Consider the following 22490-nt stretch of genomic DNA (forward strand, 5'->3'; position numbering starts at 1 on the left):
CGATGGCTCCTTCATCGAACACGTCACCGAAAGCCGCTTCGATCGCGAGATCGTGCTGGCCATCACCAGCATTGCCCGCAGCCTCGGTTGCACCGTGGTGGGCGAAAAGATCGAGCGGCAGGACACGGTGGCCATGCTGGGCGATATGGGCGTCGAGTTCGGTCAGGGTTTTCTGCTGCACCGGCCCGAACCGCTGGAGCGGGTCGTGGCGCAGGCGGCTCGAATGGCCGGCGCCGCATCGAGACGCAGGGCGTCCTGACGGATCAGATGCACTTCGCTCCAAAACGGCCTGGAGCGCCAAGCGTGAAGACGAAGACTTGATGCGCAGGCTGAACCAATTCCACGCGTGCTGTTCAGCCGAGTCGGCGCGCCGACGCTCGCGGAAATTCCAGCACTCCGGGTTCCGGCTTCCTGTGTTGTGCTTCCGCCACCATCTCGATCAACAGGTCGAGGGCCTCGCATGTGGCGCGGCTCGTCTCGTCATTGCCGCGCAGATAGTGGTAGGCGCGTTCGAGATGGAGACGGGCGGCTGAAAAATCGCTGGTCAATGGTCCCTCCATGATCCCGCCCTGATGGATATTGGCCGGCCTGGCGCAAAGTGGCGTAAATATCCCCAGGCGCCTTTTATTCAAATGCCGGCGAATGCCGTGAGAGGCGCCCTGGCGGCGGCGCCGCCGTGTCAGGGCGCCATGGCTTTGCACGGTTTGGCGGCGCGGCTAGAGTCATAAGACAAGCAATCCCAGGAAAGTGTGTAACCGGTTCCCGTCCGGAATTGCGTAAAAGGCACAGAGCTGGAGTGCGCTCTTTAGTCCGAGGTGAAATCGATGATCGTTCAAGCCTGCATCAACGGCGCGCGTCCGCGCGATTTCCATCCCACGCTGCCGCTGACCGCACAGGCAATGGCCAGCGATGCCGCTTCCTGCGTCGCCGCGGGTGCCGCCGAACTGCACATCCATCCGCGCGGCGCCGACGGGCGCGAAAGCTTGGCGTCGGTGGATGCGACGGTCCTTGCCGTGCGCCAAGCCTGCCCGGGCACATTGATCGGCGTCTCGACCGGCGCCTGGATCGAGAACGATGTGGCGCGCACCCGCGCGGCGATCGCCGCCTGGCGGGAACTGCCCGATTATGCCTCGGTCAATCTTTCGGAAGCCGACGCGCCCGCCGTGATGGAGCTGTTGCGCAAGCAGGGCGTCGGCATCGAGGCGGGGCTGGCCACGACGGAAGATGCCGAGCGCTTCGTGGCGCTCGCCGATCACGGCCGCGTACTGCGCATCCTGATCGAGATCGACATACCGGACCTGCCTGGAGCCCTCGACGAGGCGCATGACATCGCCGCCGTGCTCGACCGCGCAGGCGTGCGGCGGCAGATCCTGCTGCACGGCGTCGACGGCACGGTCTGGCCGTTCGTGCACCTTGCGCGGCAAAAGCGCTGGTCGACACGAGTCGGGCTGGAGGACGGCAAGACGCTCGCCGATGGAACGGTGGCTAGGGACAATGCCGAGATGGTGGCTGGCGCCGCCACAATCTTCCGCTCCACGAGTTAAGCTGAACCTTGTCGGGCTGCGCCGCCAGCGAACTCGGCGATGCCATTCGCGCAGCAAGGCGATTGAGGAACAGCTGAAATAAGGCCACATTCACGAGCGAGGGGAGATGTCCAACCGTTTCGGAGCTCTCGCATGTCGCTGTCCGGCACGACAACCCGCTATGGGCGCCTCGCCCAGGCATTTCATTGGCTGACGGCACTGCTGGTGCTCATTGCCTTCCTGGTCTCGGCGGGCGGTCCGCCGGAGCGGGTCTATTCGGCGGCCAGGGCGTCGACGCTGCTGCTGCACGAGTCGCTCGGCTTCACCGTTTTCTGCTTGCTGGTCGTTCGCCTGATCTGGCGCCGGTTCGATCGCATTCCCGATGCCCCGGCCATGCCGTCCTGGATGGAGGTCGCCTCGAAGGCAACGCATTGGGCACTCTATGCGCTGCTGTTCGCGGTTCCGGCGACAGCCATGGTCGGCGCCTTGTTCGGCGGCCACCCGGTCACTGTCTATGGATTGTGAGCGATCGGTCCATTTTCGGGCAGCTGGGGCGCGCCGCTGGCGGAGATTCACGGCACGCTCGGCGACGTCATGATGTGGCTCGCCGGCCTGCACGCGGCCGCCGCCATCTTCCACCATTTCTTCCTTCGCGACCGGGTGCTGAGCCAGATGCTGCCGGGCCTGCCCGATCCGTCGTTACGGCAGGGCGGCTGAAAACGATCAGTCGAGAATGATACGGATCGCCTGATCGACGACCCCGTGCAGGCCACTGGCCTGGAAGGAGAGGCGATTGCCGGAGCCGACATTGCTGGTCATGGCGATGGTGAGGTCCGTCTCGGGGTCGTGCAGCATGACGGCGACGTAGCCCGGAATGCTGCCCTGGTGGCCGTAGAAGGCGCGGCCGGCATAGGCGCTCCGGAACATCCCCGCGCCCGTCTCGCGCATGCGGGTGCCGGGGAAACTCGCCGGTACGCGGTGTTCGAACATCTCGGCGAAGAAGGAGGGCGACAGCAGCTTGCCGGAGAACAGGCCACGCATGAAGCCGACCATGTCTGACGGGGTCGACACCATGTCGCCGCAGCCATAGGCGGCGGCGAACGGGAAGGAGTCGGACGAATCCTGCAGTTCATCGCGGTAGGGCAGCACGCCGTCCATGCGCCACATCTCGCCGCCCGAGGCTATATCGGTGGGCGCGTTCGGCGCCGGCGGTGGCCGATGGTAATAGCCGCGCACCATCGATTTTTCCGGAAAGGTTTCGGTCGCCGGCGACCAGGTATTTTTCAGGCCGAGCGGCTGCAGTATCGCGGTCCTGACATAACCGCCCAGAGAGTCTTTCGCGACCGCCTCGATCAGAAGGCCGGCCAGCACATAGCCGGTGTTGTTGTAAACGGCAGGTCCGCCCGGCGCCTTCTGCTTGTCGGAGGCGAACGCGATGTCGACCAGCTGTTGCGGCGTCCATTGCCGGCTCGGGTCCATCGGGATGTAATATTCGAATTCCGGCAGGCCGCTGCGATGGTTGATCAGCTGGCGTACCGAAATGGTTTTGGCGCCAGGCAGGTCCGGGAACCAGGAGGCGATCGGCGCGCCGAGGTCGAGCTCGCCGGTCTCGGCGAGCTTGACGAGGGCCGCTGCGACGAAGGTCTTGGTGCAGCTGCCGATCTTGAACAGATGGTCCGACGTGACGGGCGTGCCCTGCGCGCGATCGGCGAGTCCCGCGGTGAGGGCGGTCGGTGTGGTGTCACCCCTGGCATAGGCGAGCGACGCACCCACCGCGCCATCGCCGAGGTAGGCATCGAGGAGAGCGTTCAGGTCTTTTGGCACGGTGGTCTCGCTTTTTTTTGGATCGCGGGATCTTCGCAAATCGGCTGGCGTTTTGCCTTTGATGAGGGGGCACCCGGCGTGACAAGCCTCACTCCGCCATGTCGACGGCGGCGAAATTCTGCCGGCCGAAGGGGTCGAGCACGTAGTTTAGGACGCTCTTGCGGATCGGGATCGCCACCATCGAATGGGCGATCGGCGCCACCGGCACCTCGGCCTTCAGGATGGCCTGCGCCTTTCCATAGATCGCGGCGCGCTCTTTCGGGTCGGCGGCAACGCGGCCCTCATCGAGCAGCTTCTCGAAACCCTTGTCGCACCAGCGCGAGCGGTTGGAGCCGCCCTTCACGCCGTCGCAGGAGAGCAGATAGCTCAGCATGTTGTCGGGATCGCCATTGTCGCTGCTGCCGCCGAGCAGGAAGGCGTCCTGTTCGCCCGCAGCGGTGCGCTTGAGGTATTCGCCCCATTCGAAGCTGACGATCTCCGTGTGCACGCCGACCTTCGCCCAGTCGGCCTGGATCATCTCGGCCATGCGCTTGGCGTTGGGGTTGTAGGGGCGCGACACCGGCATCGCCCACAGGCTGATCTTGAAGCCGCTTTCGTGGCCCGATTCCTTGAGCAGTTTCTTGGCGCCATCGGGATCGTAGTCGATGCCGGCATCGGTGACGGCGCCAAGCTGCGCCGGCGGCACGACGCTGCCGGCCACCGTGCCGGCGCCGGCGTAGACCGCATCGACGATCGCCTTGCGGTCGATGGCCTTGGCCAGTGCCGTGCGCACGCGCACGTCGCCCAGTGGCGGATGCTCGACATTGAAGCCGAGGATGCCGATGTTCTGGCCCTTGAGGTCGAGGACCGTGATGTCGGGATCGCTGCGCAGGTCGGCGACAGCACTTGGCGGCGGCGGGGCGGCGACCTGGCATTCATTGGCCTTGATGCGCTCGACACGGGTCGTCGGCTCGGGCGTGACGGCGAAGACCAGCGTGTCGATCTTCGGCGCGCCGCGCCAGTAATCCTTGTTGGCGGCGTAGCGGACCTGGCTGTCGGGCACATAGGCCTCAAGCACGAACGGGCCGGTGCCGACCGGCATGCTATCGATCAATTCCGGCGTGCCGGCCGCGACCATCTTTTCGGTCTGTTCCAGCGACAGGATGGAGAGATAGTCGAGTGCCAGCCCGGCCAGGAAGGTGACGTTGGGAGCCGTCAGGGTGAAGCGCACGGTGTAATCGTCGACCTTGTCTATTTTCCCGATCAGCGTGCCCATGCCCAACGCGTTGAAGTACTCGTAAGAGCCGCCGCCAAGCTTGTGATAGGGATTGTTGGCGTCGCGCTGGCGGTTGAAGGTGTAGAGCACGTCGTCGGCATCGAAGTTGCGCGTGGGCGAAAAATGCTCGTTCGACTGAAACTTCACGTCGTGCCTGAGATGGAAAGTGTAGGTCTTGCCATCCGACGAGACGTCCCAGCTTTCGGCCAGCGCCGGTCCGACCTCGGTCGTGCCCGGCTTGAACTCGACCAGCCGGTTGAAGATCGTCTTTGCGGCGGCGTCCATGGTGGAATCGGCGATGCCGATCGCCGGGTTGAAGGTCTCGGGATTGGCTTCCGAGCAATAGACCAGCGTCTTGGCGTAGGCCTGCCCGCCGAGAAGGACGGATGAGGCCAGAAGGGACGTGGCAAGAAGGGACGTGACAAGCACCGCGCGCATAGATTTCATCGCAAACGCTCCTGATGACGCATTCGGGGTTGAGGGAAGGAACTTCATGGCGTCGCCGCCGAGGTAAGGAAGCGATCGGGCGCCAGCGCCCCAGCGGTGATGCCGAGCGCGATTACATCTTCGGGCAGCGGCTCGCCCCGCATCAGCGCCGCGCTCAGCCTGGCCAGCGTCAGCGACACCTGAAAACCGTAGCCACCCTGGCCGCCGAGCCAGAAGAAACCGGACAGGCGCGGGTCGAAGCCGGTGACCGGCGTGCGGTCGGGCGCGAAGGTGCGCAGGCCCGCCCATGGCGTCGACGGGCGGCCGATGCGCATCGACGTTGCCTGTTCGATGCGGTCAACGGCGATGGCGACGTCGATATCCTCGGGATACGCATCGCAGGGCTCGGAGTCTGTCTCGTCGGCGAGCGAACCGATCAATCTGCCGGCATCGGGCTTGAAGTAGAACTGCTCGTGCAGGTCGACCACCAGCGGCCAGCCCGCGATGTCCAACCCGACGGGCGGATCGAACAGGAAGGCGGTGCGCCGTTTCGGCTGGAAGCCGAGGCCCGCGAGCCCCGCCATGCCGGCGACAACATCCACCCAGGCGCCGGCGGCGTTGACGACGATGTCAGCCGAGTAGACGCCGGCGCTTGTTTCAACCCGAAAAGCGCTGCCGTCGCGTGATATGGCGCGGACCTCCTCGCCGGTGCGGATGGTACCGCCGCTGGCTTTGAGCTTGGACGCGCAGGTCGCCAGCATCTTGTCCGTGTCGACATCCACCGCGTCCGGCTCATAGACGCCGCCGCAGGTGGCTTGCCGGGCAACGACCGGAACCAGCGCGTGGAGCTCGGCCGCCGAGAGGCGGCGCACCGATGGCACCAGCGCCTGCAAATCACGAGCCAGCTTGTCGATGGCGGCATCGTCACCGGTCCATCCGACATGCAGCGCGCCACGCCGGTGGGCGACGAAACCGCCCTCGACGATCGCCTGCCGGCTCGCCAGCGTCAGCCCGCGCACGAGGCGGTTGCCGTAAGTCTCGGTGAACAGAGCGGCGGAGCGTCCGCTGGCGTGGTAGCCGAGATGCGGTTCGCGCTCGATGACGGTGACTTCGGCCCAGGCCGCCACCTCGGCGGCAAGCGAGAGGCCGGCAATGCCTCCGCCGATCACGATGATCTTTCTGAGGGAGCTCGACTGCATTCATCAGTCGTAAAAATAATTTCGTATCCAGTCAATATTTAGCGTATAAGAAAATTGTTGATGTTGTTGATGGCAGGGGGGAGTTCGACTACCTAGGGTGGAGCGGCGCGATCCCGCGCCTTGGAGCTGGCGATGTCGGAGCAACCGAACCTCGGTGACTGTCTGCGCTCTTTGAGAAAGACGCATGGCTGGACGTTGCAGGAGGTCAGCGCGCTCACTGGCGTGGCGGTGTCGACGCTGTCCAAGGTCGAGAACGACCAGATGTCGCTGAGCTACGACAAGCTCTTGCAGATCTGCGAGGGGCTCGGCATCCATGTGACGGAACTGCTCAGCGGCGACCGCAAGCAGCCGGCGACGCGCACCCGCCGCTCGGTGACCTCGCAGTCCAACACGCTGCGCCAGCTGACCCGAAACTACGACTACCGGTATCTCGCCACCGACTTGGTGCGCAAGCGCATGGTGCCGATCCACGCCTATGCGCGCGCCCGCACGCCGCAAGAGTTCGGCCCGCTGACCAGGCATGCCGGCGAGGAATTCCTGATCGTGCTCAAGGGCGAGATCGAGCTGCACACCGACCAGTACGCGCCGGTGCGGCTGAAAGCGGGCGAGAGCGTCTACATCGATTCCACCATGGGCCACGCCTATCTGTCGGTGGGCGAGGGCGACGCCGAGATGCTGTGCGTCTGTTCCGGCGACGAACCGGACATGGAAGGCACGCTGCTGAGTGAGTTGGAGACGGTGGAAGGATAGGGCGCAGCTCACCGCAAGTTTTCTGCAGCTCAATTCAGGCTTTCTCGTTCGAACTGCGCGGCGTAACCGGCTATAGGACCGCTGAAACCGTAGCTCCCGCCAATCTGAAAAGGAAATTCGATGAGTGTAGAAAAGACAGCTGTCATCGTGGCCGGCGGCAGCGGCATGGGGGCGGCGGCGGCCAAGCGGCTGGCGGCGGATGGCTTCAAGGTCGCGATCCTATCCTCGTCCGGCAAGGGCGAGGCGCTGGCCAAGGAGCTGGGCGGCATCGGCGTCACCGGCTCCAACCAATCTAACGAGGATCTGCGGCGGCTCGCGGACCTGACTCTGGAGCGCTATGGCCGCATCGACGTGCTGGTCAACAGCGGCGGCCACGGGCCGCGCGCGCCGATCCTGGAGATCACCGACGAGCAGTGGCACACCGGCATGGACGTCTACCTGATGAACGTCATCCGGCCGGTGCGCATCGTGGCCCCGCAGATGGTCAAGCAGAAGGCCGGCGCCATCATCAACATCTCGACGGCCTGGGTGGCAGAACCGAACGCGATGTTCCCGACATCGGCCGTGTTCCGCGCCGGCCTTGCCGCCTACACCAAGATTTTCGCCAACACCTACGCGGCCGACAATGTGCGCATGAATAATGTGCTGCCCGGCTGGATCGACAGCCTGCCGGCGACCGAAGAGCGCCGCGACTCCGTGCCGATGCAGCGATATGGGACGTCGGAAGAGATCGCCGCGACGATTGCGTTTTTGGCGTCGGAAGGGGCCGGCTACATCACCGGCCAGAATATACGCGTCGATGGCGGGATTATCCGGGCGATTTGAGGCGGGCCGCAGCGCTACGCGGTCAAGACTTCCGGCTGTTCGAAAAGCGCATGGAGTTCGGAAACCGGCATCGGGCGGCCAAAGAACCAGCCCTGGACGTCCGTGCAGCCATTCTCCCTGACCAGGCGATACTGGGCCTCGGTCTCGACGCCTTCGGCGGTCGTCGTCATGCCGAGCGTGGTGCCAAGGTCGGCGACGGCCTTGACGATCGCCCGGCTTTCGCTGCTCTCGCACATCAGGCTGACGAAGCTGCGGTCGATCTTGATGCGGTTGAACGGGAACGACCTGAGATAGCTCAGCGAGGAATAGCCGGTGCCGAAATCGTCCATGGCGATGCTGATGCCAAGGTCGCGCAGGCTGTGTAGCGTTCTGACCGTGTTTTCATTGTTCGCCAGCAGCACCGACTCGGTGATCTCCAGCTCGAGCCGTGACGGCAGCAGGCCCGAAGCCGCGAGCGCCGAGGCAATCTGGAGCGACAAACCCGGTTGCTTGAACTGGGCCGGCGAGAGATTAACCGCGATCTTGACGGGCAGCGGCCATTTCGCGGCATCGCTGCAGGCACGCTGCATGATCCACTCGCCAAGCGCGTCGATGGCGCCGGTCTCCTCGGCCATCTGGATGAACTCCGATGGCGGCAGCAGGCCGAGGCGTGGATGGTTCCATCGCACCAATGCTTCGAAGCCGGTGAGTGTCGAGGTCTTTGCGTCGTGCAGCGGTTGATAGTACAGGACGAATTCGTCGTTGGTCACGCCGAGGGCAAGTTCGGATTCCAGCTGGCGCCGCTCCTGCAGTTTTGCATCCATTCCCGGCTCGAACGACCGGGCGGTGCCACGACCCTCCATTTTGGCTTTGTACAAGGCAAGGTCGGCATTGCGGATCAGCGCTTCCGAGCTTTGCCCGTCGTCGGGGAAGACGGCGATGCCAATACTGCTGCCGATGTTGACCTTGTGGCCCTGGATCGAGAATTCGTCGGACAAGGCATGAATGACACGGCTTGCCAGCACGCCGGCCTCGTCGTTGCCGTCGAGCAGGAGCTGGAGGATGACGAACTCGTCGCCGCCCACTCTTGCTACCATGGCGGTTTCGCCGGCCTGCTGTTTCAGGCGCTTCGCCACTGCCCCGAGAAGCTCGTCGCCGACCGGATGTCCCAACGTGTCGTTGACCGGCTTGAACCGGTCGAGGTCGATGCAGTGGACGGCCAGCTTCTCATCCTCCCTGAGGCTTCTAAGCGCCTCGTCCATCGTGTCGGCCAGCAGGCCCCGGTTGGGCAGGCCGGTGAGAATGTCGTGCGTGGCGAGGTGCTGGATCTGAGCGGTGCGCTCCTCGACCCGTCGCTCCAAAGTCTCGGCGGCATTGACCTGCATCGTCATGGCCCGCCCGATCGCATACCAGCAGGCCAGCGCCAGCAGGGTGCCCACCGCGACCGCGGCATAACCGGCCAACTCGAATTGCCGCACGGACCGGGTGTCCGTATCGCTGTCGAACCTGCTGTTGGGAAAACCGGCCCAGAGGCGCCAGGCGCTTCTAGGATCGTTGAGTGAGAGCGGGAGGACCTCGGAGTAGATCAGATTGGGGTCCGCCGCCGTGAAGGCTCGGGAATCCGCCGCCAGGGCCGTCGCCATCTTGTGCTGGTCGGATTCGAAACCGTAGCCTGAATTGACGATGACATAGTCGCTGCTCGGCAACAGTTTGCGCAGCGCCGAGGTGAGCATGATCGCCGAGACGGAGCCGCGCAGGCTGCCGTCCCCGCCGTAGACCGGGACCGACAGGATAAAGCCGGAGCGATCGGCGTCATTGCCGGTGTGGATGAAATCGGTGTTATCGCAAGTGATGAGCTCCTTCGTGCCGATGATCGGCACATCCAGCCCGTCAATGGCGCTCGAATTCGGATAGTTCGCCTTCAGCCAGGCAAGCTGCTTTGCCAGTTCGTGGTATTCATAGGTCTCGACTTCTTCCGGCGGGCGGGTCAGCGCACTGGCGTCCAGTTTTACCCGCTTTGCGCCGCCAGCGGCATCGGACCTCGCCTTTGCATTCACGATCAGCTGGTCGAACTGGAGGATCGGTTCCTCGAGCTTTCCGGTCACGGCATCGAAGCCGTCGGGGTCGAAATCCAGCGGCAGAAAGTAGACCTCGGAAATGGAGACGTTGTTGGCGAGGTTGTTGTAGATCTGCTGGATTGTCGCGCGACCCTCGTCGCCAAGGTTCGTGCCATGCCGATCGAGGTTTCTCACGCTTGGCAGGTAGCTCAGAGTCCGGACATTTTCGTAGACGGCCCGCAGGGCGTCTTCGACGGTCTTGGCCGTTGCCCGGGCCGCGGCCTGGGAGTTTTCGACATACCGTTGTCTTGCCAGCGCGAAGTTCCGCTGGGCGTCGATGTGCAGCGCAGCCAGCATCGCCGCGCCGGTCACAAGGATCATGATAAATCCGACTGCTCGCCTGAATGCGTTCATCAGCGTTCCGCCATCGATTGGCAAAGGGATACGACAGAGCGGTTTAGGAAGCGCTAATGGGACATGTCATTCCTTACGGCTTCAGGGCGTTGCCACGCATTAAATCCTGCAGGGATGGAGCCCCCCGTTCTTCGCGGGTGGGAAGGCCCGGGACTGGGCAGGGCGCGTCAGGGTTCAGTTCGCCGGCACTGCCCGGTGGTCGGCGTCGTTGAGCGTGGCGAGAAACGCGACGATGTCGTCGATCTCGGCCTCGTTGAGCGCCGGTTTGTCGCCGGGCTTCTTGCCGTTGAAGGGCGGATCCTGATTCAAGTTCGGCCAGTAAGCCTTTGGCAGATCGTCATATTGCCTGATCGTGCCGTCGGCATTGCTGGGGTACCAGCGGCCAGGGTCGGTGTCGCGGCTGGCGTAGAAGGCGACCACGTCGCGGAGCGTGTGGAAGTGTCCGTTGTGGAAGAAACTCTTGCGCAGCGCGACGTTGCGCAGGGTCGGTGTCTTGAACAGGCCGCAATACTCCGTCCGGCCCTTGAAGTCGGTGCGCAGCGGGCCGCACAGGCCGAGATCGACATAGGCCGGATCGGCGTTGGCCGGGATGGTCGGGTTGCGCGGCACGGCGATGGCGATGAGGCCGAAATCGGTGAATTGCGGCGGCTCGCCGTCACTGGCCGGTTCGCTGAGGTGGCAGGAGGCGCAATTGCCTTTCGCCTCGTCCTCGAACAGTTCGCGGCCATGCAGTTCCTGCGCCGACAGCGTTGCCTTGCCGGCGAGGAAGGCNGACGTGTGCTCTTCCGATCTAAGGCATCGCCCGGGCGGTCGAAGACATCGTTGCCGAAGGTTGCCTTGAACTCGTCGGCATAGGCTGACTTGCGCAAGACAGCAGTGACCGCCAGGGCATCCTTGTTGCCCATCTCGAAGGGCGAGAGCAGGGGGATTTTCGCCTGGTCCTCGCCATGGTCGACGCGACCGTCCCAGGTCAGGCCGCCGGTCGGGCCATTGTCGACGCTCTCGTCGCCCTCGTCCTCGGAATCGTGGAAATGCTCGGTGAAGGCGGGCGCCGCCTCGAGGTAGCGCAGCGACGGCACCGCGCGCACGCCGGACTGGTCGAGGTTCGGGCCGCCCCTCTCGACGGGAGATGCGGAGGCCGGACCGAAGGCGTGGCGCGGATCGTGGCAGGAGGAACAGGCCTGTTTTCCCGAAGCCGAGAGCGCCGGGTCGAAGAACATTTTTCGCCCCAAGGCAGTCAGCGCCTCGGCGCGTGCGAAGGCTTGCCCACGCGACAGCGGACCGGGATGGACGCCGTCCGGCCCCGCCGTATTCGCGGGCGCGGCAAAGCCAAATGCCGAGATCGCGGCGCTCGCGATCATCAGGCTTTTCCATCGTCTCATCATCATGGGCCACGGTCCGCTTTGGCCCGGAAATAAGAACGCAGTGCAACGGATTGATGACCGGTCCCAGTGCTCACGAAACCGTGTTCGCCGAGGCGGCCGATGTCACAAAGGTGACAAGGCAGCCACGTTAGCTGCCTATGGTTGCCGCGCCATAGCCCCATAGCCCCATTAGCCACAGTCAAGCCACGAGGTCTTTCCATGACGAGGCTCAAGTTCCTCACTTCCTTCTGTCTGGCCGGTTCGGCCTGGTTTCCCTTTGCGGCCGCCGATGCCGCCCCTCCCGACTTCGACAAGATCGACACCGTCGTCGTCATCTATGCAGAGAACCGCAGCTTCGATAATCTTTATGGCGGCTTCCCCGGCGCCAATGGGCTGGCCAATGTCTCGGCCGACCAGGCGCGCCAGCTCGACCGCGATGGCAAGCCGCTCACCGAACTGCCGCCGGCCTGGGGTGGGCTGACCGGAAAAGGCGTCACGCCCGTGGTGACGGAGGCGCAGACCGCGCATCTCGCCAACGCCGCCTTCGCCATCGACGATCCCAAGGGCTTCAACGAAGGAACCAATGTCATCACCCACGATTTGTGGCACCGTTTCTATCAGGAGCAGATGCAGATCGACGGCGGCAAGAACGACAAATTCGTCGCCTGGGCCGATTCCGGCGGCCTGGTCATGGGCCATTATGACGGCTCGATCCTGCCGATGTGGCGGATAGCCAAGAAGTACGTGCTGGCGGACAATTTCTTCCAGGGCGCCTTCGGCGGTTCCTTCCTCAACCATTTCCAACTCGCCTGCGCCTGTACGCCGGTCTATCCGCATGCCGACACCAGTCCGATCAAGGGCCAGATCGCCGTGGTCGAGGCCGACGGCACGACCTTGAAGGTGGCCGACAATTCGCCGCCGTCGGCGCTGGGCGGCGTGCCGAAATTCGCCAATGACGGCGCCATCACGCCCGATTTTTACGCCGTCAACACCATGCAGCCGCCCTATCAGCCGAGCGCCAACAAGCCGGCGGAGGGCGGCGACAAGGCGCTGGCCGATCCGGCCGCGCCCACCACGCTGCCGCCGCAGCACGACATCACCATCGGCGATCTCCTGTCGCTGAAGGGGATCGATTGGGCCTGGTACGCCGGCGCCTGGCAGGCGACCCTCGACGGTAAGAACGCCACGCCGGTGCCGAACTTCCAGTTCCACCACCAGCCGTTCAACTATTTCGCCGCCTACGCGCCCAGCACCGCCGCGCGCACCGAGCATCTCAGGGATGGCGGCCTGAATGGCGCCGAATTCATCAAGGAGATCGACGACGGCAAGCTGCCGCAGGTCGCCTTCTACAAGCCGCAGGGCAACCTCAACGAGCACTCAGGCTATGCCGACGTGACATCGGGCGACCAGCATCTGGCCGACCTCGTCGCGCATCTGGAGAAGAGCCCGCAATGGAGCCACATGCTGGTCGTCATCACCTATGACGAGAATGGCGGCTTCTGGGATCACGTCGCACCGCCCAAGGCCGACCGCTGGGGCCCGGGCAACCGCATCCCGGCCTTCGTCATCTCGCCCTACGCCAGGATGGGCACGGTCGACCACACGCAATACGACACGACGTCGATCCTGCGCTTCATCACCGCGCGCTACGATCTGCCGGTGCTGACGGGCATCGTCGCCCGCGACAAGGCGCTGGCCGCCAATGGCGAGCCGCCGATGGGGGATCTGAGCGCGGCGCTGGATCTTAGCCGGTAGACCGGAGCGAACCGCGGATATGCCACCGCGCCGCGAGGCGCGGTGGCTCAGCCGCCATTGACCAGGGCAAGAATGAGTTTTTGCAGATTGCCGCCCTGGCCGAGTTCGACGCGGTCGAAATCGCGGCTTGCCTGCCGCTGCGCCTGCGAAAGGGCGGACAGGCGTTTGGTCATCTCGACCCGGATCTTGCTGCATTTGGGATCGTCGGGAACGGTGAGGCCGACTGTCGCCGCCTCGATCCTGCGCGCCATGTCGACAATGGTCGCGCCATGCACCTTTTCGTGGGCGCTGACGCCGGCGAGGAAAACCTCCCAGTTCTTCTGGATGGCGGACGGCAGCGGCGAGGAGGNAAAACACAGGCGACCAAAGGCCCTCAACACCGGTCTCTCCAAGGCGCGCGGCACGTGCAATGCCATTCAACGGCTTTTCCTATATGCTGCCGGCGGGTGCTGCAAATGGTCGGAGGGGGAAAGTCATGAGAAGATGTCTCGTTGCCGGTGCCTTTGCGGCATTGCTCGGTGCGCAACCGGCTTTTGCCGCGTCCTGCGGCTGGAGCGCCAAGATGGAAGAAGACGAGGGCGGCAGCGTGCTGACGGCTTCCGTCTGCGGCGGGCCGAAAGGCGATGCGCATCTGACGCTGACCTGTTTCGACAATCCGGTGCTGAGCTACGACCTCGGCAATGCGGGCCAGCAGCTGGAACCGGGCATCAGCGGCGCGTTCGACTTCAAGGCCGACGGCAAGACGGTGACCAAGACGCTGCAGCTGGAGGCCATGTACAATTATTTCGTGGTCGACCTGGCGAAAGCCGATCCGTTGCTGGACCTGCTGCGCGGCAAAGGCGACGTGTCGGTCAGCGGGGCTAAATATGGCGCGAACAGTTTTCCGCTGAAGGGCTCGAGCGCGGCCATCGGCAAAGTGCTGGCGCAGTGCGGCAAGGCCAAGCCGGCAGGGGACGGGGATTGAACCTCGAAAGGTTGCGCCGCCCACTGATCCGTTCCATTAGCGGCTTGCCGCCGGCGGCGGCCAGCCGTATTTCACGCCTCATGCCCGACATCCAATTCCGCAAGGCGCAAGCCTCTGATCTGCCAGCCATCGTCGCCATGCTCGCGGACGATCCGCTGGGTGCGGCCCGCGAAGATGCCTCGCTGCCGTTGGCGCGGGGCTATTTCGACGCCTTCGACGCCATCGATGCCGATCCCAATCAGCTGCTTGCCGTGGCCGTGGATGGCGCGGAGGTAATCGGCACCTTGCAGATCAGCTTCCTTGCCGGCATTTCGCGCAAGGGCGGCTGGCGTGGACAGATCGAGGCGGTTCGCGTCGTCAGCGGCAGGCGCTCCGACGGCGTCGGCAAGAAGATGTTCGAATGGGCGATCGGCGAGTGCCGGGCGCGGGGCTGCGGCCTTGTGCAGCTCACCACCGACAAGGGGCGAGCGGATGCGCACCGCTTCTATGAAGGGCTCGGCTTCAGTGCCAGCCATATTGGTTACAAGAAGGGCCTTTAGCGGAAACCGCGCCGTTGCCCGTCCGGCCTGTCGGTGACTGGAGTATAGCGGAAGCCCTTCAGGCCCTATTCAAATCGCCTGGCAAAGCGGATATAGGTCAGTTAGGTTGACCTATTGTAAAAACGTCCGGGGAGGCGTGCCGTGACCCTTTTGAACCTCCTGGCCTCGCGCTCATCGCGCATGAAGGCCTCCGAAATCCGCGAGCTGTTGAAGCTGCTCGACCAGCCCGACATCCTCTCCTTCGCCGGCGGCATTCCCGATCCGTCGCTGTTTCCGGCAGACGCCATCCGCGATGCCTATGCCGACGTGCTCGGCGGGCCGGAAGCCGCGGCAGCACTGCAATACCAGGTTTCGGAAGGCTATCTGCCGCTGCGGCGCTGGCTCGCCGGGCAAATGGGCAAGCTCGGCGTGGCCTGCGACGAGGCCAACATCTTCATCACCTCCGGCTCGCAGCAGGCGCTGGATTACCTCGGCAAGCTGTTCCTCTCGCCAAGCGATACCGCGCTGGTGACGTGGCCGACCTATCTCGGCGCGCTGCAGGCCTTCAACGCCTACGAGCCGCGCTATGACCGGCTGCGGCCCGAGGGCGGGAACATGACGCCCGATGCCTACCACACTGCTGCCGCCGCTAGTGGCGGCAAGGTGAAATTCGCCTATCTGGTGCCCGATTTCGCCAATCCGACCGGCAACACGCTAGGCCGAAAGCAGCGCGAGGCCGTGCTCGACCTTGCCGGCGAGCTCGACATCGCCGTCATCGAGGATGCCGCCTACCGGGCGCTGCGATATGACGGCGAGGGTGTGCCGCCGATCCTGGCGCTCGACTGCATCAGGTCCGGCGGCATCGACAAGGCGCGCACGCTCTATTGCGGCTCGTTCTCGAAAATCCTGTCGCCGGGCATGCGTGTCGGCTGGGTCTGCGCGCCGCGTCACGTTGTGGAAAAACTGGTGCTGATGAAGCAGGCGTCCGACCTGCACAGCCCGTCGGTCAACCAGATGGTGATGCACCGCGTCGCCGAAGCCGTGTTCGACGACCAGGTGGAAAAACTCATCGACGCCTATCGCGAGCGCCGCGACGGCCTGCTCGGCGCGCTTGAAGCCAACATGCCGGAGGGGGTGACCTGGAGCCGTCCGGAAGGCGGCATGTTCGTCTGGGTGACGCTGCCGGAAGGCACCGACGCCACGGAACTCCTGGCACGGTCGGTGAAGGAGGCGCGGGTAGCCTTCGTGCCCGGCAACGCCTTTTACGCCGACGGCACCGGGCGCAACACGCTGCGGCTGTCGTTCACGCTGGCCACCCGCCGCGCGGTGAGCGAGGGCATTCCGCGGCTGGCGGCGCTGCTCAAGGGTTAGGGCATTCCAGGGAAAGCGTGAAATGGTTTCCCGGGAAAGCGCGCAGCGCTTTCCCCAGATATTGAGTAAAAGCAAAGAGCGGGCATCGCCTAAGCCGGCACGTTCACCAGCTGCTTGAGCTTCGCAAGCCTAGCACGGGCGAGCTTGCGGACCGGCTTTTGGAAATTTTCTTCGCCGGCTTCGACGACGAAGACCAATGTCTTGAAGTCCAGCATGAACTCGTCGATGGCCCGCGTCGTCTGTTCGGGCCTGTCGCTGAACCGGCGCAGCAATGCGTTCGCTTCCTCGATGGCTTCGGCATTGGCGCCGTCGACCAGCGCTTCAAGCTTCTGAAAACAATCCAACCGAAATTCTCCCGCCGCGCCTGCAAACTAGCCATCGGCCCAAAAGTTCCATCGGGCCCGAAAAATTGTCGCTGGTTGTCAGCAGAGGCTCACGCCCCGCGTTGACGCCCTGCCGACCTCGCCTAAATTCCAGGTCTTGCGAGGAGGAGCTTTCATGGAAACCCGGGAATTGCATCGCGGCCGGCTCATCGACCACCTCCAACTCGTGGTGCGGGATCTCCCCGCCAGCCGGCGTTTCTACGAGGCGGTTTTCCAAGTCCTTGGTGTCCCGATCGGCGGCACCGGCGAGGATTATTTCTGGGCTGACGAATTGTTCATTTCCAGCGCCGACAGCCGAGCCGCGCTGGGAAAGCTGACCGGCCGCCATCATCTGGCCTTCCAGGCCAGGGATCACGCCATGGTCGATGCCTTCTACAAGGCCGGGCTCGAAGCCGGCGGCACGGACAATGGCGCGCCTGGCGAGCGGTCCTATCATCCCGGATACTATGCCGCCTTCCTGCTCGACCCGGATGGCAACAACATCGAGGCCGTCCATCACGGCCCGGCCAACCGCAGCGCCGCGTCGGTGAAGATCACGTTCTAGGAGCAATCGATCGACCGCGTCGAGGCGAGGTGATTCCGGTGCCGCATTCCGGGGTATTTTGGAGACTCGGACGCCAGACCGGCGAATCCGATCGGATTCTTGACCTGGGCGGCACTGCAATTGTCCTGCGAGGCATGGATGGCGCCGTCTCTGGACAACAGGCAAAATCGGTCCCATACGGTGCGGCTTCAGGGAAGACGCGTGCGCGGGAAAGGCCGGTTGCTCGTTGAAAAAGAACGTCGCATCTGGCTGGTTTTTGGCTGGACGAAGGTCGAGTAGACGCCGCGCGCCTCGACAGGTCCGAGCGGCTTTCCTTCAATCTCGTAACTTGTATACGAGATTGACTCCCGAGGAGTCCGCATGAGTCCATTGCCTGAAACCGTGCCGTTTTTCAGTCAATGGGAGACGCCTGACATGACGCTGGCGGTGCTCGCCGACGGCGTCGAAGCCGCGTTGCGGCGGGATCCGCTGTGGCAGGGATCAGGCGCTGCCACGCTCGACGAATACGCGATCTGGGCCGCCAATGTCTGCGGCATGGCGTGTCTCAAGATGATCCTGGCGGCGCGCGGCGAGATCGTGCCGACGATCGAACTGGCCAGGCGATGCACTCCATATGGCGGCTATGTCGTCGATGAAGGCTCGATCAAGGGGTTGATCTATGCGCCCTTCGTCACCTTCGTGAAGGCGGAATTTGGCCTCGATGCCGAGGTAATGACCAATGTCGCGACGGCTGACATTCCGTCGATCCTCGGCCGGTCGCGGTTCTTCATCGCTTCGGTCAGCAGTTCGATCCGCTGGCCCGAGCGCAAGCCGCCTTCGAAGGGCGGACATTTGGTTCTGGTCACCGCCGCCTCGGATGAAGGGTTCCGCTTTCACAACCCATCCGGCCATACCAGTGCCACACAGGCCAACGCAGTGTTGGCGCCAGCCGCTTTCGATCGCTTCTTTGCCAATCGCGGCATTGCCGTCGTCATTTGATTTCGACAGTCGAGGGATTTCGATGACCGGAAAGATCAGGGTTGCGATCCTCTATGGCGGGCGCTCGGCCGAGCATGACGTGTCGCGGCTTTCGGCCGCCAACGTGCTGAAGGCCATCGACCGGACGCGCTACGAGGTGGTGCCGATCGCCATTTCCAGGGAGGGCAGATGGCTGCTGCAGCCGACGTCCGAGGCCGTCGGCGAAGGGGCGGGAGCTCCAGTGTCGAAGGATGGTGTGGAGGTGGCCTTGGTGCCCGGCGGCAAGGGCCGGCTGGTCTCAGCATCGCATAAGGGAACGCGGGCTGACCTGGCGCCGGTCGATGTCGTCTTCCCCGTGCTGCACGGTCCTTTCGGGGAGGACGGCTCGGTGCAGGGCTATGCGGAGGTTGCCGACGTCGCCTATGTCGGCTGCGGCATCCTCGCCTCGGCCGCCGCCATGGACAAGGATGTCGCCAAGCGGCTCATGCACGGGGCCGGGCTTGCCGTCGCCCGCTCGGTCACCGTCCACCGTAACGACGTCGGTTCCTTTCAGGAGATCGCCGGGGCGCTTGGGCTGCCATTCTTCGCCAAGCCGGCGCGCCAGGGCTCGTCCTTCGGAGTGAGCAAGGTGAACGACAGGGATGGTTTCGATCAGGCCGTCGAAACAGCTTTCCGCTATGACGGCAAGGCGTTGATCGAGGAGTTCGTCGAAGCCCGCGAGATCGAGTGCTCGGTGCTGCAACGGGGCGACGGCTCGCTCATTGTGTCGCTGCCCGGCGAGATCATCCCGGCCGGCAAGCACGGCTTCTACACCTATGAGGCCAAATATCTCGACGCCGACGGCGCGGTGGTCAAAGTGCCCGCCGATGTGCCGGCAGTGGTGATCAACCGGGCGAGGGAAATGGCTGGGCAAGCCTTCAAGGCGCTCGGCTGCGAGGCGCTGGCGCGCGTAGACTTCTTCCTGCGCGCCGACGGCTCCCTCGTTGTCAACGAGGTCAACACGCTGCCCGGTTTCACCGACATCTCGATGTACGCCAAGGCGCTGGCCGCGATCGGCATCGGCTATAGCGAGGTCATCGATATCTTGATCGAGCATGCGCTGGCGCGGCACGGCGCGCGCTGATCCGAGTCAGCGGTCGCCGCACCGGATAACCCGTCCTTTGGACAGCGTATCCTTCACCTCTGGCTAATGTTGCTCCCCGGCTCTATATGCCCGATCATGGGACTGGCAGGGGGAGGCATGGAATGGCGGCCAATCGTCGAAATGGGATGGCGTCGCCCGCGCGTGGCTTGGAGGATATTCTTTCGCCCGCCGCCCCGCACCCACGAACATCGTTGCCCAATGTAGCCACCATCGTCACCACGGTGGCGGCGCTGTATTTCGGCCGTGAGGTCTTCCTGCCGATAGCGATCGCGCTGTTGCTGACTTTCGCGCTCGCCCCCCTTGTGTCCGCGCTCAAACGGGCCGGTATTCCCCGGATTGCCGCCGTCATCGTCAGCGTATTGGGGGCCTTCGCCGCCCTTGCCCTGTTCAGCTTCATTGTCGCCACGCAGGTCAGCGAACTGGCGCAAAACATCCCGGTCTACCAGACCAACATCCTGACCAAGGTCCGCTCGCTCAAGGAGACTGGCGTTGGGGGAGGGATCATTGCCAGGTTGAGCAAGGTGATCGAACGTGTCGGCCAGGAGATCGACAGGCAGGAGACGCCGCCGCCGGCCGCTACCCCGGAAAAGCCGCCGCGTGACCCGGTGCCGGTCGAGATCGTCTCGCGCGAAAGGCCCTTGGAGGTTCTGCAGAACATAGTCGGGCCGCTGATCAGCCCGCTCGGATCGGCCGGGCTGATCATCGTCGTCGTCATCTTCATGCTGCTGGAGCGGGAGGATTTGCGCGATCGCTTCATCCGCCTTGTCGGGTACGGCGACCTTCACCGTACCACCGAGGCGCTTCAGGATGCCGGCAAGCGTGTCGGCCGGTACCTGCTGATGCAATTGGTCGTCAACATCGTGTACGCCGTACCAATTGCGGTCGGCCTGTGGATCCTGGGCATCCCGAATGCCTTGCTGTGGGGGCTGCTGGCACTCGGCCTGCGCTTCGTCCCCTATATCGGCCCGGCGATCGGCATGCTGCTGCCGCTGTTCCTGGCGCTGGCCGTGGCGCCGGGCTGGTCGCTCGTGCTGTGGACAGCCGCCCTGTTCGTGGGGATGGAACTGATCACCGGCAATGTCGTGGAACCTTGGCTTTATGGCTCCCGAACCGGGCTGTCATCCCTGGCGATCATCGTTGCGGCCATCTTCTGGACGTGGCTCTGGGGCCCGCTCGGGCTGGTTTTGTCAACACCGCTCACCGTTTGCCTGGTGGTGCTGGGCAGGCATGTGCCACAATTTGAGTTCCTCGACGTCCTGTTTGGCAACGAGCCCGTGCTGGAACCCCATGCACGCCTCTACCAGCGTCTGCTGGCCGGTGACCCTGACGAAGCCACGGACCACGCCGAGGAGATGCTGGATGAGAAATATCTGGTCGAGTTCTACGACAAGGTCGCCATTCCCGCCCTCCTGCTGGGCGAGCAGGACCGTGCGCGCGGTGTCATGGGCGACCAGCAAAGGCGTCAGGTGGCCGAGAGCGCCCTGGTGATGGTGGCAAACCTCGACGACAGCGCGCATGAGGAAGCAGAGGAAGAGGATGGCCCGCCGGCGGCCGAAGAGGAGACGGATGACAAGGATCCTTCCGGCGAAGACGAGACCGAACTGCCCGACGGCACGGATTTGTCGGTGCTTTGCACAGGCGGGCGCGGTGAACTGGACGATGCCGCCGCCGCTATGCTGGCACAGGTGCTGGAAGTCCAAGGCACGACGGTCTCGAAGGCCGGCTTTGCCGATATGGAACCCGCGAACATCCGCCGTCTCGAACTCGAAACCATCGATACCGTGGTGGTCGGCTTCCTGAACCGGGATTCCATCAAGCACGCCCGGTTTCTGGTTCGCCGGCTGAAGCGGGCGAAAGCGGCTTTGCGGGTGGGAATCGTGTTCTGGTCGCCAGCCGCCAATGAGGACAAGGACGCGGCCGCGAAGCTCGCCCGTGACATCAACGCGGATTTCGTGGCGCATGGCATGGTGGACGCGGTGGTGGGCGCGCTGTCGAACGAGCCGCCAATCGCCCTCAAGCTCGTCGCCAAACGCCGGATGCGGCGACAGCGGGCCACCTCCCGAAAGGCCCCGGCGGCCGCGACCTAGGTCCCGGTTGATCCGGTCAATTTCGGTCGTTCACATATTGGAAGCGACATCGCGGGAGGAGGGCGGCCTTGGCTTGTGCTCCGGCCGGATCCTCGCGGCCTGGTGGGCAACGCGGGGCACGGGTTTGACTGGATTTCCAGCGAATGGCTTTTGCGCCTTGCGGCGCTGGAGCCAGCTGGACGACAGTTCGGCAAGCAGACTGCGCAGGGCCTTCACGACATCCTCCTCTGCTTGACGATGCGGTAATCTCCGTAGGCCGGACTGGTTCCATGGCGCATGGAGCCGTCGCACCCTGGCGCTTTGACTATTGCATCGAGCCTGATCGATGCAGACCGAGAGGGATCATCGAGCTCTCATCACGGTTCTCGACGAGTCCGGTTCCAGGCGGGGCCAATCCGTTGCCCAAGGCGTCGAATTCGATCGCAGCGCCAACCAGTTGGGCAGCCTGCAGGACCAGATGTTCAATGTCCTCGAGGGCGACGTTCTCGGCCAGGTTCCTGACCCTGATCCTTTCCGCCACCAACGACACGTTGATGATGCCCGCGGTCTTCAACGCTGCGCGGACGCTCGCATAGACGTCTTCACGCAGCCATGTGGAATAGTCGTATCGCATCGAAACCTCCCGAAGCGAGTTGGTTTCCTCAAGTTGGCACGATGCGCCCCATGTCGGCTCATGGCAAGTGAAAAACGAAAAAAATACGAATTAAATCAGTCAGTTAGCATAATGATACGAACGCGCAACCTTCGTTCGATGATCATCATTGGTACGGCGCTGCATTCACCCACTGACCGCGCTTGACGCAGGATGCGGAAATTCCTAACTGTAAGTAGAATGAGGCGGTTACTAACTCGCCTGATCTTTGGCGCTAGGAGGCGCGCATGGCTGACCTGGAACGCCCGGAACGACTCCAGATCATGTTGACCCAGGATGAGCTGGCCGCGCTGGAAAACTGGCGTTTCGACAAACGCATGCCCAGCCGCTCGGCGGCGGTACGCGAATTGCTGCGCCGTGGCCTTGCCTCCGATGGCTTCCTGACGGCCGAGGTCGGCGCCAAGTCGCAGGAGTTCGGCGTGATCCTGCCCCATGGCGACGGCAAGACCCCGCCGGAACAGGCGGAGTGAAAATTTCGCGGTAAGTCTTCCATTCTCGC

19 protein-coding genes and 3 pseudogenes are annotated in these 22490 nt (G+C 64.0%); 13 read left to right on the forward strand and 9 right to left on the reverse strand.

The genetic code is table 11. The features are described from left to right. Positions 1 to 353: 353 nt before the first annotated feature. Positions 354 to 548 (reverse strand): hypothetical protein, encoded by a 195-nt coding sequence (locus X742_RS146515; protein WP_023774040.1) that lies wholly within the window; start codon positions 546 to 548, stop codon positions 354 to 356. A 276-nt stretch (positions 549 to 824) separates the two neighbouring features. On the opposite strand from X742_RS146515, the gene X742_RS146510 reads away from it, so the two are divergent. Both X742_RS146510 and X742_RS01000000170470 read left to right on the forward strand, forming a co-directional pair. Next, positions 825 to 1544 (forward strand): 3-keto-5-aminohexanoate cleavage protein, encoded by a 720-nt coding sequence (locus tag X742_RS146510; protein WP_023774041.1) that lies wholly within the window; start codon positions 825 to 827, stop codon positions 1542 to 1544. Positions 1545 to 1676: 132 nt separating this feature from the next. Further along, a pseudogene (locus X742_RS01000000170470) lies at positions 1677 to 2240 on the forward strand (cytochrome b). Positions 2241 to 2246: 6 nt separating this feature from the next. Here the strand turns inward: X742_RS01000000170470 and X742_RS146505 are convergent. From X742_RS146505 to X742_RS146495, 3 genes are all read right to left on the reverse strand, one after another. Continuing rightward, positions 2247 to 3347, reverse strand: a complete 1101-nt coding sequence (locus tag X742_RS146505; protein ID WP_023774042.1) for a serine hydrolase domain-containing protein — start codon at positions 3345 to 3347, stop codon at positions 2247 to 2249. Between the two features lie 88 nt (positions 3348 to 3435). Continuing rightward, positions 3436 to 5049 carry an ABC transporter substrate-binding protein gene (locus tag X742_RS146500; RefSeq protein WP_023774043.1) on the reverse strand — a complete coding sequence of 538 codons (1614 nt, stop codon included), beginning with the start codon at positions 5047 to 5049 and terminating at the stop codon, positions 3436 to 3438. A 44-nt stretch (positions 5050 to 5093) separates the two neighbouring features. Beyond that, positions 5094 to 6227 carry an FAD-dependent oxidoreductase gene (locus X742_RS146495; RefSeq protein ID WP_023774044.1) on the reverse strand — a complete coding sequence of 378 codons (1134 nt, stop codon included), beginning with the start codon at positions 6225 to 6227 and terminating at the stop codon, positions 5094 to 5096. 132 nt (positions 6228 to 6359) lie between these two features. Between X742_RS146495 and X742_RS146490 the strand changes: the two genes are divergently transcribed. Then, a complete protein-coding gene (locus X742_RS146490; RefSeq protein WP_023774045.1) occupies positions 6360 to 6977 on the forward strand; it encodes an XRE family transcriptional regulator in 618 nt (205 codons plus the stop codon). A 120-nt stretch (positions 6978 to 7097) separates the two neighbouring features. After that, positions 7098 to 7802 (forward strand): SDR family oxidoreductase, encoded by a 705-nt coding sequence (locus X742_RS146485; RefSeq protein ID WP_023774046.1) that lies wholly within the window; start codon positions 7098 to 7100, stop codon positions 7800 to 7802. Between the two features lie 14 nt (positions 7803 to 7816). Here the strand turns inward: X742_RS146485 and X742_RS01000000170475 are convergent, their stop codons facing one another. Both X742_RS01000000170475 and X742_RS01000000170480 read right to left on the reverse strand, forming a co-directional pair. Then, entirely contained in the window at positions 7817 to 10219 is a 2403-nt protein-coding gene (locus tag X742_RS01000000170475) for an EAL domain-containing protein (RefSeq protein ID WP_023774047.1), read from the reverse strand. A gap of 207 nt (positions 10220 to 10426) precedes the next feature. Further along, a pseudogene (locus X742_RS01000000170480) lies at positions 10427 to 11640 on the reverse strand (cytochrome c peroxidase). 195 nt (positions 11641 to 11835) lie between these two features. Between X742_RS01000000170480 and X742_RS146480 the strand changes: the two are divergent. Next, complete coding sequence (locus X742_RS146480) at positions 11836 to 13371, forward strand: acid phosphatase (RefSeq protein ID WP_023774049.1); 1536 nt, start codon at positions 11836 to 11838, stop codon at positions 13369 to 13371. Positions 13372 to 13418: 47 nt separating this feature from the next. Here X742_RS146480 and X742_RS146475 read toward each other — a convergent pair. Beyond that, a pseudogene (locus X742_RS146475) lies at positions 13419 to 13718 on the reverse strand (DUF922 domain-containing protein); the annotation flags it as partial. Between the two features lie 128 nt (positions 13719 to 13846). Between X742_RS146475 and X742_RS146470 the strand changes: the two are divergent. The 3 genes from X742_RS146470 to X742_RS146460 all read left to right on the forward strand — a co-directional run bounded on the left by X742_RS146470 (position 13847) and on the right by X742_RS146460 (position 16224). After that, positions 13847 to 14335 carry a hypothetical protein gene (locus X742_RS146470; RefSeq protein WP_031240776.1) on the forward strand — a complete coding sequence of 163 codons (489 nt, stop codon included), beginning with the start codon at positions 13847 to 13849 and terminating at the stop codon, positions 14333 to 14335. Positions 14336 to 14415: 80 nt separating this feature from the next. Further along, a complete protein-coding gene (locus tag X742_RS146465) occupies positions 14416 to 14874 on the forward strand; it encodes a GNAT family N-acetyltransferase (protein WP_023774052.1) in 459 nt (152 codons plus the stop codon). Between the two features lie 180 nt (positions 14875 to 15054). Continuing rightward, a complete protein-coding gene (locus tag X742_RS146460; RefSeq protein ID WP_198019233.1) occupies positions 15055 to 16224 on the forward strand; it encodes a PLP-dependent aminotransferase family protein in 1170 nt (389 codons plus the stop codon). 89 nt (positions 16225 to 16313) lie between these two features. On the opposite strand, the gene X742_RS146455 is transcribed toward X742_RS146460, so the two are convergent. Beyond that, the gene (locus tag X742_RS146455; RefSeq protein ID WP_023774054.1) at positions 16314 to 16568 is read right to left on the reverse strand and encodes a hypothetical protein; all 255 of its coding nucleotides are present in this window, start codon (positions 16566 to 16568) and stop codon (positions 16314 to 16316) included. A 154-nt stretch (positions 16569 to 16722) separates the two neighbouring features. On the opposite strand from X742_RS146455, the gene X742_RS146450 reads away from it, so the two are divergent. The 4 genes from X742_RS146450 to X742_RS146435 all read left to right on the forward strand — a co-directional run bounded on the left by X742_RS146450 (position 16723) and on the right by X742_RS146435 (position 21339). Beyond that, positions 16723 to 17151, forward strand: a complete 429-nt coding sequence (locus X742_RS146450) for a VOC family protein (RefSeq protein ID WP_023774055.1) — start codon at positions 16723 to 16725, stop codon at positions 17149 to 17151. Positions 17152 to 17511: 360 nt separating this feature from the next. After that, positions 17512 to 18129, forward strand: a complete 618-nt coding sequence (locus X742_RS146445) for a C39 family peptidase (protein WP_031248222.1) — start codon at positions 17512 to 17514, stop codon at positions 18127 to 18129. 22 nt (positions 18130 to 18151) lie between these two features. After that, positions 18152 to 19231, forward strand: a complete 1080-nt coding sequence (locus X742_RS146440; RefSeq protein WP_023774057.1) for a D-alanine--D-alanine ligase family protein — start codon at positions 18152 to 18154, stop codon at positions 19229 to 19231. A gap of 122 nt (positions 19232 to 19353) precedes the next feature. Next, a complete protein-coding gene (locus tag X742_RS146435; RefSeq protein ID WP_023774058.1) occupies positions 19354 to 21339 on the forward strand; it encodes an AI-2E family transporter in 1986 nt (661 codons plus the stop codon). A gap of 304 nt (positions 21340 to 21643) precedes the next feature. On the opposite strand, the gene X742_RS146430 is transcribed toward X742_RS146435, so the two are convergent. Further along, complete coding sequence (locus tag X742_RS146430) at positions 21644 to 21952, reverse strand: hypothetical protein (protein WP_023774060.1); 309 nt, start codon at positions 21950 to 21952, stop codon at positions 21644 to 21646. Between the two features lie 266 nt (positions 21953 to 22218). Between X742_RS146430 and X742_RS146425 the strand changes: the two genes are divergently transcribed. Then, positions 22219 to 22461, forward strand: coding sequence for a hypothetical protein (locus X742_RS146425; RefSeq protein ID WP_023774061.1), 243 nt, complete (start codon positions 22219 to 22221; stop codon positions 22459 to 22461). Positions 22462 to 22490: the final 29 nt, after the last annotated feature.

Source organism: Mesorhizobium sp. LNHC229A00, assembly GCF_000502415.1.
Taxonomy (GTDB): domain Bacteria; phylum Pseudomonadota; class Alphaproteobacteria; order Rhizobiales; family Rhizobiaceae; genus Mesorhizobium.